A 14,761-nucleotide genomic window follows, 5' to 3' on the forward strand; every position below is an offset into this window, starting at 1 on the left:
ATCATGGATCGGACGAGCCCTCCCGTTCACAGAAAGGTCAGTGTGACCCCCACGGCAGGCGAACGCCCGCCGATTCGCACCACGCGGGCGCGGTGCATCCCGCTCCAGCAAGTCCGAAAATCCTGAACAATTCCCTGCCGAAACGTTCAATAGCGGAATCAGACCACAGGAAACCCGGTTCGGCAACCGTCGCGGCGCCCGCGGGGCAACGATCACAAAAACGTCAACGCCGCGTCACAGCACCACGATGCCCGAATGCTTGGCCTTGTGCTCGGGCTCGACGTGGATGGTGACGCGGGCGCCGGCGACGTGGCGGGCGATGGCCTGCTCGATCCGGTCGCAGATGTCGTGAGCTGTGTCGACGCTCATGTCGCCGGGCACCACGAGATGGAAATCAATGAAGGTGGTCTGGCCGGCGGTGCGCGTGCGCAGGTCGTGCGCCTCGATGGCGCCCTCGCCGTGTTCTGAGATCAGGGCGCGCAGCCGGTCCTGCACCTCCGTCGAAGCGGCCTCGTCCATCAGGCCGCTGACTGACTCCTTCATCAGCGTCCAGCCGGACCACAGCACGTTGAGGCCGACCAGAGCGGCGAGGATCGAGTCGAGCTGCCGCCAGCCCGTGACCAGCACCAGGCCGACGCCGACCAGCACGCCGAGAGATGTCATCACGTCGGCGACCAGATGGCGGCCGTCCGCGACCAGCGCGGGCGAGCGGTGCCGGCGGCCGAAGCGGATCAGCAGGAACGCCCAGCCGCCGTTGATCACGCTGGCCAGGCCGTTGACCGCCAGACCGTCGAGGCGGTAGTCGGGCGCCTCCGGCGACTGGAAGCCGACCCAGGCGGCGCGGAAGATCGCCAGCGCGGCGAGAACGATCATCACCCCGACCAGCACCGCGGCGAAATACTCGGCCTTGTCGTGGCCATACGGGTGGTTCTGGTCGGCCGGCTTGGCGGCGAACCAGACAGCGGTCAGAGCCGCGAGCGACGAGGCGACGTTGACGATCGATTCCAGCGCGTCCGAATAGAGTGCCACCGAGCCGGTGAGCAGATAGGCGAGATACTTCAGGACGAGGACGGCAATGCCGACGACGACGCTTCCAAGGGCGATGCGCAGCCGCAGGCTCATGGGGAATACCTCGCTCGGTCGTTTGGCAACCGGACCGGCACCCCAGGGCGGGGCAGGATCCGCGAGGTACGCCTAGCAGCTTTCGCCCGCGATACAAGAGCGACGCGTCGGGCGAACCGGCACTATCTCGATTTTTCCCATGTCATCGAGGCCGCGCCGACGACCGCGCCCGGCCCGCTGCCGTCGTCGAGCTGGACCAGCACGGCGCAGCGCTCGCCTTTCGATTTCTTCAGTTCGTGGCGGGGCATGCGGAAGGTCTGCGTGCCGCCGGACCACATGCCCATCGGCAGCACCTTGCGCACCACGTTGACATAGGTGATTTCCCGACCGGTGTTCTCGCCGCGGCCGATCTCGACCGTCTCGCGTTCCTTGACCTGGAGCAGGAACACGGTCGCCATGGCGGCGCCGTCGGGCAGTTGCCCGTCGAGCGTGACCTCGATCGCCTGGTCGGTCGACGCCAGCTTGACCTTCGCGGGCAGCGGGCGGGCCCGGCTGATGGCGGCGCGCACGGCTGCGGCATCGTTGCCGGTCACGTGTTCCCCGCCGTTGATGACCATCTGCGGCGTGTAGACCGCCCGGTCGCCGCGCCGGACCGCATACTGGCGCTGACGGTCCGAATTGTCCGGACTGGCCAGGGTGTCCTTCCAGCCCAGATAGTCCCAGTAATCGACCGGCAGCGACAGGGCGAGCACGCCTTCCTCGACCGCCAACTCTGCCAGCAACCGGTCCGCCGGCGGACAGGAAGAGCAGCCCTGACTGGTGAACAGTTCCACCACCACGCGCGCGTCGGCGGCGGCGGCGGGCGCGGCGTAAAACGCCGCGGACAAACCGAGGAAAAAGGCGCAAAGCGCCTTGCGCAGCATGCCCATCGGCGGCCGGTTTCCTTTCAACGTGACGCGAAATGCCCCGCACGCACCATAGTCTCAATGACCCTCAACAGAAAGTCACGACGGGGTTACAGGCGGCCGGCCAGTGCGACCGCAACCCGGCCGTCAGCTGCCGCTGGCCAGAACCCTTTCCAGCTCCGGCTGGAAGGTGCCGGCATAGGTTTCCGGCGACAGCGGGCCGATGAACTTGAAGCGGATCACGCCGGCCCGATCGACGATATAGGTCTCCGGCACGCCATAGACGCCCCATTCGATCGCAGCCCGGCCGGTGTCGTCGGCGCCGATCCGGTCGTAGGGGTTGCCGAGGCTGCCGAGGAAGCGGCGGGCGTTCTCCGGCTTGTCCTTGTAGTTGATGCCGATCAGCCTGATCCGGTCGTCCCTGCCGATCTCTTCCAGGATCGGATGCTCCTGCCGGCACGGCACGCACCAGGAGGCGAAGACGTTGACCACGGACACCTCGCCCCTGAGGTCGTTGCCGTCGAAGCCGGGCACCGGCATGCCGTCGCGGGTCAGGTCGGCGACGGGCGGCAGCGCCATGTCCGGCGCCGGCTTGTTGATCAGCGCCGAGGGGATCGAGGACGGGTCCTTGCCGAAATAGAGCTGAAACAGGAACAGCGCCGCGAGTGCGCCGAACACGACCAGTGGCAGCAGCACCAGGACGGGCACGCCGCGACGGGCAGGCCGTTCGTTGGTCTGCGCCGGATCGGAGAGGGGGCCGCTCATGCCTCGTGCGTCCCGCCCTTGCCGGCGCCCGCGCGCCGGCCGATGCCCTGCGCTTCGAGGTCGGCGAGCGCCGCCTCCTGGCGCGCCTTGTCGGCGAACACCCAGACGATCAGGCCGGCGACGACCGCCGCGCAGGTCGCATAGGAAGCGATGATGAAACCGGCGTGGGGTCCAAGATCCATGGCTCTACTCCGCAGCCTGAACGGTCGCCCTGGCGATCGCCGGGCGGGCTGCCGCCGCACGCATGCGCAGGGCCCGCACCCGCCGGCGCAGGATCTCGTTGCGCATGGCCATCAGGTGCAGGACGACGAACAGCAGGGTGAAGGCGATGGCCATGACCAGCAGCGGCCACAGGATATCCGGGTGGATGGTCGGCCCGTCCATGCGCATGACGCTCGCCGGCTGGTGCAGCGTGTTCCACCAGTCGACCGAGAACTTGATGATCGGCAGGTTGAGCGCGCCGACCAAGGTCAGGATCGCCGCCGCCTTGCCGGCCTTGATCGGGTCTTCCATCGTCCGCCACAGGGCCATCAGGCCGAGATACATGATGAACAGCACCAGCACCGAGGTCAGCCGCGCGTCCCACACCCAGTAGGTGCCCCACATCGGCTTGCCCCACAGCGAGCCGGTGACCAGCGACATGAAGGTGAAGGCCGCGCCGAGCGGAGCCGCGGCCTTGGCCGAGACGTCGGCGAGCGGGTGCTTCCACACCAGCGTGCCGAGGGACGACAGCGTCATGATCGAGTAGCACATCATCGCCAGCCAGGCGGCCGGCACGTGGATGTACATGATCCGGACGGTGTCGCCCTGTTGGTAGTCCTCCGGCGCGGTGAAGAAGCTCATGTAGAGGCCGGCCGCGAAAGAGGCCACGCACAGGGCGGTCAGCCAAGGCAGCAGCACGCGCACCAGGGACAGGAAGCGGGTCGGGTTTGCGAGGTCGATGATCGCCATGGAAGAGTTCTAATCTGTCTTGCCGCCGTCTTCAATGCAGCACTCTGCCACAACCTTGACCACGCCCGCCGGCGGCCCGCCATGCGCACGATCAATCCGAGGCGAAGCGCAGCGCGGCGGCGCCGGCCAGCGGGCCGACGACCGCGGCGATCAGCGTCAGGGCGCACAGGATCAGGAACGGCGTCAGGAACGGCACCGGCTCGCTGACCGCCGCGTCGGCGGCGCTGACGCCGAAGATCAGCACCGGGATGGCGAGCGGCACGACCAGCACCGCCATCAGCAGGCCGCCGCGGCGCAATGTCACGGTCAGCGCGGCGCCGATCGCGCCGATCAGGGTCAGCGCCGGGGTACCGACGAGGAGCGTCAGCGTCACCGCGCCGATGGCGACCGGATCGAGGTTGAGGAAGATCGCCAGCACCGGCGCGGCGGCGACGAGTGGGAAGCCGGTCGCCACCCAGTGGGCGAGGCACTTGACCAGAACCACCAGTTCGAGCGGCTGGCCGGCCATCAGCACGAGATCGAGCGAGCCGTCCTCGCGGTCGGCCTGGAACAGACGGTCGAGGCCGAGCAGCGTCGACAGCAGCGCCCCGATCCACAGGATCGCCGGCCCGATGCGGGCCAGCAGGTTGAGGTCGGGCCCCATGCCGAACGGCACCACGGTGACCACCGCCAGGAAGAACAGCACGCCGATCAGCGCGCCGCCGCCGACCCGCACCGCCAGGCGCATCTCGCGCTGGAGCAGAGCTCCCGCCCAGCCGGTCATTGCGGCGCCTCCATGCGCAGTTCCGCGGCCGACGCCAGGTCGATGCGTGCATGCGTGGCGGCGACGATCAGCCCGCCGCGGGTCAGGTGGTCGTTCATCAGCGCAAGCAGACCCTTCTCGGACGCGGCGTCGAGCGCCGAGGTCGGTTCGTCGAGCAGCCAGACGGGCCGCGGCGACACCAGCAGGCGGGCGAGCGACAGGCGTCGGCGCTGGCCGGCGGACAGGTAGGCCGCGGGCAGGGTCGCGGTGTGGACGATGCCGAGCCCGTCGAGTGCCTCGGCGGCGTCCATGCCGGTCGCCTCGAAGCCGCCGGCGCGCCACTCGGTGCCGAAGAACGCCTGCCAGAAGTTCAGGTTCTCGAGCACGCTGAGCGACGGCTTGACCGCGTCCAGATGACCGAAATAGTGGCAGTGCTCGCCGACCGACCGGTCGGCGACGCCGCCCTGCAGAGACAGATTTCCGTGCGCCGGCGCGACCAGGCCGGCGAGGGTGCGCAGCAGGCTCGACTTGCCGACGCCGTTCGGACCGGTGACCAGCAGCGCCATGCCGGAGGCGAGCGTGAACGACAGGTCCGCGAACACGCGCCGTCCGCCGCGGTCGACGGCCAGGGTTTCGGCGATGAGCTTCAGCATGATCCTCCAGCGGCCGATGAGGCGGCGATGTCGCGGACGTTCGCCCTTGTTAGTCGCGGCAGGCCCGCAACATCAAGGCCGAATCACGTTCGGGATGCCGTCAGCACCGACGAACACCGCCAGGATGCGCGTCGGCCCGGCGCCGGTCGCCCTGCCGTTGTGCCAGACATGGACCGCCTCCATGAAGGCGTCGCCGGCCTTGTAGACCCTTTCGCCGTGGCCCTCGTAGGCGATCGTCACCTCGCCTTCGAGAATGTAGCCGTAGGTCGGCACCGGATGCATGTGCCGCCCGGTCTCTTCGCCCGGCTCCATGGTCACGATCATCGAGGTGACCTGCATCGGTCCGCCGGACTGCGGCAGCGGCTGACCGAGGACGGTGCTGTCGGTCCGCAGCAGATCGACGACGCGAGGATAGTCGGCCGGCTTACCCTCCTCGGCCGCTGCCGGGGCCGCGATGCAGCCGGTCAGCACCAGAAGGGCGAGGGCGGCGATGGTCGATGGTTTCATGGCTTGCCTTCCTCCACGGGCGGGTCCGGATGGCGTTGTCCGTCTCCGACATGACGTCGACACATCTCCGGCGGGTCTCCGGCGGACCTCCGGCACCTGTCCGGCGCTGTTCCGGCAGGGCCGACGGGTGCCGACTCGGGCCAGACTGGCCCATGGCCCCTTACCAATTATCTACGCGTGGCAGGCCCGGGCGCAGAAATCGGGGATGACTTTTGTATACGCTTGTATATAAAAGCGCCCAATCGCGTTTGGGCGCGACTGGAAACCGGGACTGCGGCACTCCTGTCGCCGCGTCCCTCTCTGGTGGCGCAGCCGAAAATTCGCTATAGGGGCGGCGACGCGCACGCCCAGTAGCTTGCGTTCGGCACCCGGCGGGCCTTCGACAACGACGGCCGCTGCAAGCGCGAGGCCCGCAAGAGGCCGCACATTGTTCCGGGCGGACGCCCTCCGCATCCGGAACGCCAGAGAATTCACCCCCGGGCGGGCGGCGAACTCCCATCGCGCCGCCGCGGATCTTGAGAGGAGAGCGCCAGTCGTGACCCAGTCCCTCGACAGCTTCAAGGCGAAGAAAACGCTTAAGGTCGGCGACAAGACCTATACCTATTTCTCCATTCCCGACGCCGAGAAGAACGGCCTGGAGGGCGTCTCCAGGCTGCCCAACTCGCTGAAGGTGGTGCTGGAAAACCTGCTGCGCTTCGAGGACAACCGCACGGTGACCGCGGACGACATCCGCGCCGTCGCCAAGTGGCTGGTCGAGCGCCGGTCCGACCACGAGATCTCCTACCGTCCGGCGCGCGTGCTGATGCAGGACTTCACCGGCGTGCCGGCCGTGGTCGACCTCGCCGCCATGCGCGACGCGGCGGTCAAGCTCGGCGGCGACCCGAAGAAGGTCAACCCGCTGGTGCCGGTCGACCTGGTCATCGACCACTCGGTGATGATCGACTATTTCGGCACCAAGGACGCCTTCACCAAGAACGTCGAGCTGGAATACGAGCGCAACGGCGAACGCTACGAGTTCCTGCGCTGGGGTCAGTCGGCCTTCGACAACTTCCGCGCCGTGCCGCCAGGCACCGGCATCTGCCACCAGGTGAACCTGGAATACCTGGCCCAGACCGTCTGGACCAAGGACGAGAACGGCGAAACGGTCGCCTATCCGGACACGCTGGTCGGCACCGACAGTCACACCACCATGGTCAACGGCCTCGCCGTGCTGGGCTGGGGCGTCGGCGGCATCGAGGCGGAAGCGGCCATGCTCGGCCAGCCGATCTCCATGCTGATCCCGGAGGTCATCGGCTTCAAGCTGACGGGCAAGCTCAATGACGGCATCACCGCCACCGACCTGGTGCTGCGCGTGACCGAGATGCTGCGCAAGAAGGGCGTGGTCGGCAAGTTCGTCGAATTCTATGGCCCCGGCCTCGACAACATCAGCCTCGAGGACGCCGCCACCATCGCCAACATGGCGCCGGAATACGGCGCGACCTGCGGCTTCTTCCCGGTCGACAACGACACGCTGAACTACCTCAAGGCAACCGGCCGCGATCCCGAGCGCGTCGCCCTCGTCGAGGCCTATGCCAAGGCCCAGGGCATGTTCCGCGCCGGCGGCGAGGAGCCGGTGTTCACCGACACGCTCGAACTCGACATCTCGACCGTCGTCCCGGCCGTGTCCGGCCCGAAGCGCCCGCAGGATCGCGTCAACCTGACCGAGGCCGCCGAAGGCTTCGCAAGGACCATGGCGGACGAGTTCAAGAAGGCGGACGAACTCGCCAAGCGCGTCGCCGTCGAGGGCCGCGGCCACGACCTCGGCCACGGCGACGTCGTCATCGCCGCCATCACCTCCTGCACCAACACCTCCAACCCGAGCGTGCTGATCGGCGCCGGCCTCGTTGCCCGCAACGCGCTGAAGAAGGGCCTGAAGGTCAAGCCGTGGGTGAAGACCTCGCTGGCACCGGGCTCGCAGGTCGTCACCGACTACCTGGTCAAGGCCGGCGTGCAGGACGATCTCGACGCGCTCGGCTTCACGCTGGCCGGCTACGGCTGCACCACCTGCATCGGCAACTCCGGTCCGCTCGACCCGGCCATCTCCAAGGCCATCAACGACAACGACCTGATCGCCTGCTCGGTGCTGTCGGGTAACCGCAACTTCGAGGGCCGCGTCAATCCGGACGTCCGCGCCAACTACCTGGCCTCGCCGCCGCTGGTCGTCGCCTATGCCATCGCCGGCTCGCTCACCATCAACCTGACGGCCGACCCGCTCGGCACCGACCAGGACGGCAACCCGGTGTACCTGAAGGACATCTGGCCGACGACGCAGGAAATCACCGACCTGATCCGCTCGTCGATCACCGAGGAGATGTTCCGCTCGCGCTATTCGGACGTGTTCAAGGGCGACGAGCACTGGCAGGCCATCAAGGTCGAGGGCGGCATGACCTACGGCTGGCCGATGTCCTCCACCTACGTCCAGAACCCGCCCTATTTCGAGGGCATGACCATGGAGCCGAAGCCGCTCGAGGATATCGAGAACGCGGCGGTCATGGGCCTGTTCCTGGACAGCATCACCACCGACCACATCTCGCCGGCGGGCAACATCAAGGCCAACAGCCCGGCGGGCACCTACCTGTCCGAGCACCAGGTCGCGGTCAAGGACTTCAACTCCTACGGCGCGCGGCGCGGCAACCACCAGGTGATGATGCGCGGCACCTTCGCCAACATCCGCATCAAGAACCAGATGGTGCCGGGCGTCGAGGGCGGCGTGACCATGAAGGGCGGCCAGCAGAAGTGGATCTACGACGCGGCCATGGAATACCAGGCCGAGAGCACGCCGCTGGTCATCTTCGCCGGCAAGGAATACGGCACCGGCTCCTCGCGCGACTGGGCGGCCAAGGGCACCAAGCTCCTCGGCGTGCGCGCCGTGATCGCCCAGTCGTTCGAGCGCATCCACCGCTCGAACCTGGTCGGCATGGGCGTCATCCCGCTGACCTTCAAGGACGGCGAGAGCTGGCAGTCGCACGGCATCACCGGCCAGGAGCGCGTTACCATCAAGGGCATCGCCGATATCACCCCGCGCCAGATGATGGACGTCGAGGTGACCTACGCCGACGGCACCAAGAAGGTGATCGAGTGCCTGTGCCGCGTCGACACCCTCGACGAGCTGGAATACATCAAGGCCGGCGGCATCCTGCACTACGTGCTCAGGAACCTGGTGAACAGCTGAGGCGCCGCATAAGGCCCAGCCAGAGAGATCGGACGGGCCCTGCGGGGCCCGTCAGCTTGTTGAAAACCCGCAACCTCTCCAGTGTCCTCCCGGCCAAGCGTGAGCTGCGAGCCGGAACCGGAGAGCCGCGGTGTCGATGATGTCAAGGAAGGAGATCGAGAGCCCCCCGGCTCGCCGATCCCGCATCTGCGCTTCGCTGCGTGCGTGATGACGCGTTTGAAAGTTTGTCGGAAGAGAAGGAGGAGAACCGGAAGACAAGTGAGGAACGGAAACAAAGCGCCAAGACGATTCCGCCAAGGGGGCGCGCTGCGTCACACGTTGACGGTTTGCCGACTTGTCTTGTCTGGCTACGCAAGCCGTGAGGCTCTTGCACCAAGATTTTGATTTTTATGATTTTTCACGTCGACAGGAAACCTGGTGGAGCCGAGGGGAATCGAACCCCTGACCTCTGCAGTGCGATTGCAGCGCTCTCCCATCTGAGCTACGGCCCCTTTCCGGGTGCGCGCATTTAGGAGAGGAGGCGTCCTCCTGTCAAGCGTTTCGCGTCGCCGTTCCGGGGTGCCGGATCGGAGCCGCTGCGGGCCCGCGGCGGCGGGGGCGCAAGGGGTGCGGAAACCCTGACGACAGATCGCGTCTTGCGGTCGACGGGAGGCGCGGCTACATCATGGCCGACCCATTTTTCGCCGACCCGACAGGAACGGACCTCATGCGCGCACTTCTCGACGTCGTTCTGCTGGTGCTGAATCTCTACACCTACGTGATCATTGCCAGCGCGATTTTTTCCTGGCTCTACGCCTTCAACGTCGTCAATCCGCGCAACCAGGTCATCTCGATGATCGGCCAGATGCTGTACAATCTGACCGAGCCGCTGCTGCGCCCGATCCGGCGTTTCATGCCGAGCCTCGGCGGCCTGGACCTGTCGCCGATCGTGCTGCTGCTCGGCGTGTTCCTGGTCCAGAACATCATCATCCGCTACATCTATCCCAACGTGTTCTGAGCCGATGGCCGGCGCGGCGCGGCCCTGGCGGGCGGTCCCCGGAGGGCTCGCCGTCGACGTGCGGCTGACGCCGCGCGCGGGGAAGGATGCGGTCGAGGGCTGCAGCGAACTGTCCGACGGCCGGCCGGTGGTGCTGGCACGGGTGCGCGCGATCCCCGAAAAGGGCGCCGCCAATGCGGCGCTGGAAGCGCTGATCGCCAAGGCGCTGGGCGTGCCGAAATCGGCCGTGGCGATCGACGCGGGCGCCGGCGCGCGGCTGAAGACGCTGAAGGTCTCCGGCGACGCGGCGGCTCTGGCCGCCGCGCTGGAAGCGCTTACCGGATAGCGGGACGCGGACCGGATCCCGGAGCGCGTAACCGATCCGGATCATTCCTCCAGCTTGCGGGCTTCCTCGGGCAGCATGATCGGGATGCCGTCGCGGATCGGGTAGGCGAGCCGTGCGGCGCGGGAGATCAGTTCCTGGCGTTCGGCATCGTATTCCAGCGTGGTCTTGGTGACCGGACAAACCAGCAGTTCGAGCAGCTTCCGGTCGACCTTGCGCGCAGCCTGTTCGTTCATGGCGGGCATCCTCAATCGATATCTCTATTGCAGCGTGGCGCCGCCGTCGCTGCTCCTGCCCCGGGCGAGGTCGAGCTCGGTGATGGCGACGAGGGTCTCGGCGCGGGTCTTGAGGTCGAAGGCCTCCAGAAGCGCCTGCTTTTCCGGCGCGCCATAAGGGCTCATCATGCACAGGGCGTTGACCAGCACCTCGGTGTCGGCTTTCATCACGCTGTCCCAGTCGGCGTCCATGTCGTTGGCGTCGAGATAGGCGCGGAAGGCCTTGAGCAGGCCGTCGCGGTCGACCGCTTCCTCGCCGTGGCCGGGCTTCAGGTCGTGGGCGAATTCGGCGAAATCGGCCTCGACCTGGCGGAACGGCGTGATGGCGTCCATCTCGACGCGCATGCGGAAGCGGGCGACACCCTGAAGCGTGATCAGGTAGCGACCGTCACCGGTCTCCTGGAAGCCGGTCAGTCGGCCAGCGCAGCCGACCGCCGACAGGGCGGGCCGGGGCGCGTCGGCCGGCGCGTCGGGTGCCGGCTGGATCATGCCGATCAGCCGGCTGCCGGCCAGCGCAGCGTCGACCATGGCGAGATAGCGCGGCTCGAAGATGTTGAGTGGCAACTGGGTGCGCGGCAGCAGCAGGGCGCCGGCGAGCGGAAACACGGGAAGCGCGGCCGGCAGGTCGGCCGGCGTGTCGTATTGGGCGTTGCCTGCCCGCATGGCGTGGTCCTTTCCCGGCTGTCAGGTTTCGGGGCGAAGCGGCTGCCGCCGCTTCGCCCTATACGCTCAGGAGAACAGAACGGACGACAATTTTCTCCGGCCGTAGGCAGAGGCCGGTTCCTTGAAGCCCCAGGCGTCGAAGAACTGCAGCAGCTGCCTGCGCGCGCCGTCGTCGTTCCAGGCCCGGTCGCGGCGCACGATCTCGATCAGCTGGTCGACCGCTGCGGTCTTGTCGCCGCGTGCGTTGAGTGCCAACGCCAGGTCGAAGCGGGCCTGGTGGTCGGCCGGATCGGCGGCGACGCGGCTCTGCAGTTCGGCGAGGTCGCCGAGCGATTCGGCCTGTTCGGCGAGTTCGATCGCGGCCACGGCGGCCGTGTAGGCGGGATCGGCATGGCCCGGTTCGGGCACCATCTCCAGCGCCTGGCGGGCGCGGGCGGCGTCGCCGGTGCCGAGATAGCAGCGGGCCAGGCCGGCGAGCGCGCGCACGCTGTCCGGCGCCATCTGGAGCACGGCGCCGAAATGCTGCGCCGCCTGGCCGTAGTCCTTGGCGGCGAGCAGGGCATCGGCCTGTTCGAGCAGTTGCTCGGTCTCGGCCGCGCCCGGCGCCTTGCCGCCCAGGCGCTCGATGAAGGCCTTGATCTGGCTTTCCGGCTGGGCGCCCATGAAACCGTCGACCGGCTGGCCATTGACGAAGGCGATGACCGCCGGAATGGACTGGATGCCGAGCTGACCGGCCACCTCCGGGTGGTCGTCGATGTTCATCTTGGCCAGCAGCACCGCGCCCTTGGCGGCCTTGACCGCGCCTTCCAGCACCGGCGTCAGCTGGCGGCACGGGCCGCACCAGGGTGCCCAGAAATCGACCAGCACAGGACGGGTCTTCGACGCCTCGATGACATCCTTCATGAAGCTCTGAGTCGTCACGTCGCGGATCACCGCCTCGCCTCCGGCGTCCGAACCGCCGTTCGGCGCGCCGCCTGACGCGCCGCCTGACGCGCCGCCCGGCCCACCGCCATAGCCGCCGCCGAAGCCACCGCCCACAGAACCGCCCATGGAGAAACTGCCACCGCTCATTGCATCTGCCTCTGTCGAAACTCAGGGACGGAAGGAGGCCTTCGCCGTGAAGACGCTCCGCCGAACCATGTCCAGCCTTTGCGCCTAACATGGCGCCACGGCGGGAGAATTACAAACCCTGCGCCTTCGCTTCATCGCTCACCGCCAGCACCAGCGGCTCATGGCCGCAGGCGCGAGCGAAGACCATGAGATCGTCGCGCGCGATGGTCGTCGTCGCGTCGTTGGTGAGCGGGTGGTAGTTGAGCACGGGGTGGCGCATCATCGCTGCATCGAACACCGGTGTGACGCGCCGGGCGGCGCGGTCGTTGATCAGCGCGAAGGGCGTCACCGAGCCAGGCGGCACGCCGAGCACCTCCATTAGCTGCTCGGCGCTGCCGAAGGAAACGCGCCCCTGTGCGCCGAGCACATGGTGGGCCTGCTTGAGGTCGACGGTGGCGTCGGCGAGGACGACGATCAGGAAAAGCCGGCCCTTCTTGTCCTTGACGAACAGGTTGCGCGTGTGTGCTCCGGGAATGGCTTCGTGCAGGTCCAGGCCTTCGGCGACGGTGAACACCGGCCGATGCTCGACGGTCGTGGTCGCGATGCCGAGCGCGTCGAGGAAGGCCATCAGATCGGCGCGGGTGGCGGGCATGGCAGGCTCCGGAAGGCGGGCGACGCTGGAACGCGCCGAGGGGAAGTCGATCCGCTTGTAGCTTATCGGCACGGCGCGCCTCAAGAGCCTGCGGGCGGCGGTGCCGGGCCGTCGAGCGCGGCGCGCGAGCGGGCCCGTGCGGGCGTCTTCCACAGCGTGTCCACAGGCGGGAAGCGGCGGCGCGAGGCGCGAAAAAACCCTGTTGCAATCCGCTGCGGCTTGGTCCATATACAGCCCACCTCGCTGGCGGGTGAGCCGAAAGGCTCTCAGCCGGGTAGAAAATGCGGGTGTAGCTCAGGGGTAGAGCACAACCTTGCCAAGGTTGGGGTCGAGGGTTCGAATCCCTTCGCCCGCTCCAGACTTTCTCAAGAAATGCAGCAACTTAGCAAACGCCCTTCGGGGGGTTGCTGCTTACACGGCTTTTTTGCGGCAAGTGTGTAAGCATTGTGTAAGCACACGAGCGCGCATTTCTGGATATCCTCGGACACTCTTGCGACGGTTCGCCTCCAATCGGGACTGTGCGCTCTCCAACTTCGTGCCCGTGATTCGTCGCACGAGGTGTCGGTGTCAGACATGCAAGTCGATCTTAAGAGCGCATCGCTCGGAGGCCAGCGCCATGTTTCGCTGGTCGAGCGTGGACCGCGTGGCCTCGACTGCCGGGCCTGCGCATCAACGGCGCGATCTGCGCCCCGTCCTCGTCCGTCAGATCAGACGGGTAGCGCTTCGTCTTCCTAGCAATCTCGGCCATTCGGCCGCGGCTCCGCTCGGTCCACATCCCAAGCGTGAATCACGACACGGCCCTCAAGGGAATCTGGAGGCTTCTGTGAGGTCCGGGGGCACAGGCGGGGCACGCGGGCCCGACGTCGGACCTCATTGCAAGCCGGATTGAACGGAGCCGCGGGCAGGACTGGCGCTATGGGGATTGTAGCCGGCAGGAGCGGTCGGGATCGTCTTCGCCGGGCAGACGAAGGGCTCTCGGGATGCGAAGGCGACGAAGGACGCCACGATAGAGGGCGGAATGTTGATGGCGGGCGCCGTCGGCCAGCTTGCTGCGCCTTTCGTCACCGGCCTGACAGCTTGCGCCCACGTGCGATGGGCCAAGAGTTGGCGTTCCGGCGCCCATGGCGACGGATGCGGAGCATGGCAATAAGGACGCATCGGGCGCGATCATGAGGTGTCGTTCCAGAAAGGGTGCGGCGGCGCCTGTCCGCACCGCCAGATGGCGAGTGTGATCATCGGTCCTCCGCAACAAGCGCAGCGATGCGTTGTCGCAAGGGGCTCGGCGGCGACAGCGATGCTTTCGGCGTCCCGTTCGAGAGCATTCTGCCGCGGTTTGGCCAGCAGCCTGCGGCACAGTTCGAGCCTGGTGGTTCGATGACCATTGGCGAGAAAGCCGTAGTGGCGGATGCGGTGGAAGCCGTCGGGCAAGGTGTGCAGCAGGAAGCGGCGGATGAACTCGCGGGCAGCGAGCGTCATGGCCTTGGTCCTGCCGCCATAGCGATAATCGCGCCAGCGGAACGCGACACGATCGTCGTCCATGCTGATCAGCCGGGAGTTGGCAATGGCGACGCGATGGGTGTAGCGGCCTAGATAGGCCAGCACCTGTTGCGGCCCGCAGAAGGGCGGCTTGGCGTAGACCACTCATGCGAGGCGACGGACTTCGGCGAGCATACGGACGAAGGCATCAGGCTTTGCCAGGTGGGCGAGATCGCTGAAGAAGCCCAGCCGGCCCGCATCATGGGCTGCGCGCAGTTCCTCCAGAAAGCGGCGGCGAAACAGGCGCGACAGCACGCGCACGGGCAAAAAGAAGCCCGGCCTGCACGAGATCCAGCGCGTGCCGTCGGGCGAGACGCCGCCGCCCGGCACGATGCAATGCAGGTGGGGATGGTAGGTGAGAGTCTGGCCCCTGCTGTGCAGCATGAGAGCGGCGGTGCAAAATTCGGCCACGGTAGCGGCGGGATAGTCCTGCCGCGGGCGGCGTAAAAGTCGTCCACCTATTTTCCTTC

The 14,761-nt window shown here is 67.3% G+C and carries 15 protein-coding genes, 2 tRNA genes and 2 pseudogenes; 4 read left to right on the forward strand and 15 right to left on the reverse strand.

Translation table 11 applies throughout. From position 1 onward, the window contains the following. Positions 1-234: 234 nt before the first annotated feature. The 8 genes from SL003B_RS01225 to SL003B_RS01260 form a co-directional block, all read right to left on the reverse strand. On the reverse strand, positions 235-1,122 hold the full coding sequence (locus SL003B_RS01225) for a cation diffusion facilitator family transporter (protein WP_013651009.1): 888 nt from the start codon (positions 1,120-1,122) through the stop codon (positions 235-237). Between the two features lie 122 nt (positions 1,123-1,244). After that, positions 1,245-1,991, reverse strand: a complete 747-nt coding sequence (locus tag SL003B_RS01230) for a DUF1223 domain-containing protein (RefSeq protein WP_013651010.1) — start codon at positions 1,989-1,991, stop codon at positions 1,245-1,247. 123 nt (positions 1,992-2,114) lie between these two features. After that, on the reverse strand, positions 2,115-2,732 hold the full coding sequence (locus SL003B_RS01235; protein ID WP_013651011.1) for a DsbE family thiol:disulfide interchange protein: 618 nt from the start codon (positions 2,730-2,732) through the stop codon (positions 2,115-2,117). Next, the gene (gene ccmD, locus SL003B_RS01240; protein WP_013651012.1) at positions 2,729-2,914 is read right to left on the reverse strand and encodes a heme exporter protein CcmD; all 186 of its coding nucleotides are present in this window, start codon (positions 2,912-2,914) and stop codon (positions 2,729-2,731) included. Before ccmD ends, SL003B_RS01235 begins: the two co-directional genes overlap by 4 nt. A gap of 4 nt (positions 2,915-2,918) precedes the next feature. After that, on the reverse strand, positions 2,919-3,683 hold the full coding sequence (locus SL003B_RS01245; RefSeq protein ID WP_013651013.1) for a heme ABC transporter permease: 765 nt from the start codon (positions 3,681-3,683) through the stop codon (positions 2,919-2,921). 91 nt (positions 3,684-3,774) lie between these two features. Further along, on the reverse strand, positions 3,775-4,446 hold the full coding sequence (gene ccmB / locus SL003B_RS01250; RefSeq protein ID WP_013651014.1) for a heme exporter protein CcmB: 672 nt from the start codon (positions 4,444-4,446) through the stop codon (positions 3,775-3,777). Continuing rightward, positions 4,443-5,078, reverse strand: coding sequence for a heme ABC exporter ATP-binding protein CcmA (gene ccmA, locus SL003B_RS01255; RefSeq protein ID WP_013651015.1), 636 nt, complete (start codon positions 5,076-5,078; stop codon positions 4,443-4,445). Before ccmA ends, ccmB begins: the two co-directional genes overlap by 4 nt. Positions 5,079-5,150: 72 nt before the next feature. Then, positions 5,151-5,585: a cupin domain-containing protein gene (locus tag SL003B_RS01260; protein ID WP_013651016.1), complete on the reverse strand. Its 435-nt coding sequence runs from the start codon at positions 5,583-5,585 to the stop codon at positions 5,151-5,153. A 535-nt stretch (positions 5,586-6,120) separates the two neighbouring features. On the opposite strand from SL003B_RS01260, the gene acnA reads away from it, so the two are divergent. Further along, positions 6,121-8,796 (forward strand): aconitate hydratase AcnA, encoded by a 2,676-nt coding sequence (acnA, locus tag SL003B_RS01265; protein WP_013651018.1) that lies wholly within the window; start codon positions 6,121-6,123, stop codon positions 8,794-8,796. A gap of 415 nt (positions 8,797-9,211) precedes the next feature. Here acnA and SL003B_RS01270 read toward each other — a convergent pair. Then, positions 9,212-9,287 (reverse strand) — tRNA-Ala (locus SL003B_RS01270). Between the two features lie 173 nt (positions 9,288-9,460). On the opposite strand from SL003B_RS01270, the gene SL003B_RS01275 reads away from it, so the two are divergent. Both SL003B_RS01275 and SL003B_RS01280 read left to right on the forward strand, forming a co-directional pair. Next, positions 9,461-9,793, forward strand: coding sequence for a YggT family protein (locus tag SL003B_RS01275; protein ID WP_013651019.1), 333 nt, complete (start codon positions 9,461-9,463; stop codon positions 9,791-9,793). A 4-nt stretch (positions 9,794-9,797) separates the two neighbouring features. Next, complete coding sequence (locus SL003B_RS01280; RefSeq protein WP_013651020.1) at positions 9,798-10,118, forward strand: DUF167 family protein; 321 nt, start codon at positions 9,798-9,800, stop codon at positions 10,116-10,118. Between the two features lie 41 nt (positions 10,119-10,159). On the opposite strand, the gene SL003B_RS01285 is transcribed toward SL003B_RS01280, so the two are convergent. The 4 genes from SL003B_RS01285 to SL003B_RS01300 all read right to left on the reverse strand — a co-directional run bounded on the left by SL003B_RS01285 (position 10,160) and on the right by SL003B_RS01300 (position 12,755). Beyond that, positions 10,160-10,351: a Trm112 family protein gene (locus tag SL003B_RS01285; RefSeq protein ID WP_013651021.1), complete on the reverse strand. Its 192-nt coding sequence runs from the start codon at positions 10,349-10,351 to the stop codon at positions 10,160-10,162. A 24-nt stretch (positions 10,352-10,375) separates the two neighbouring features. Beyond that, on the reverse strand, positions 10,376-11,053 hold the full coding sequence (locus SL003B_RS01290; RefSeq protein ID WP_013651022.1) for an LON peptidase substrate-binding domain-containing protein: 678 nt from the start codon (positions 11,051-11,053) through the stop codon (positions 10,376-10,378). Between the two features lie 66 nt (positions 11,054-11,119). Further along, positions 11,120-12,124: a thioredoxin gene (gene trxA / locus SL003B_RS01295; protein WP_013651023.1), complete on the reverse strand. Its 1,005-nt coding sequence runs from the start codon at positions 12,122-12,124 to the stop codon at positions 11,120-11,122. Between the two features lie 109 nt (positions 12,125-12,233). Next, positions 12,234-12,755 (reverse strand): prolyl-tRNA synthetase associated domain-containing protein, encoded by a 522-nt coding sequence (locus tag SL003B_RS01300; protein ID WP_041375731.1) that lies wholly within the window; start codon positions 12,753-12,755, stop codon positions 12,234-12,236. Between the two features lie 283 nt (positions 12,756-13,038). Here SL003B_RS01300 and SL003B_RS01305 point away from each other — a divergent pair. Further along, positions 13,039-13,113, forward strand: a tRNA-Gly gene (locus SL003B_RS01305). A gap of 288 nt (positions 13,114-13,401) precedes the next feature. Here SL003B_RS01305 and SL003B_RS23155 read toward each other — a convergent pair. Both SL003B_RS23155 and SL003B_RS01310 read right to left on the reverse strand, forming a co-directional pair. Continuing rightward, positions 13,402-13,530: pseudogene (locus SL003B_RS23155) on the reverse strand (transposase); the annotation flags it as partial. Between the two features lie 392 nt (positions 13,531-13,922). Continuing rightward, a pseudogene (locus SL003B_RS01310) lies at positions 13,923-14,675 on the reverse strand (IS91 family transposase); the annotation flags it as partial. Positions 14,676-14,761: the final 86 nt, after the last annotated feature.

The sequence above is a fragment of the Polymorphum gilvum SL003B-26A1 genome (assembly GCF_000192745.1).
GTDB lineage: Bacteria > Pseudomonadota > Alphaproteobacteria > Rhizobiales > Stappiaceae > Polymorphum > Polymorphum gilvum.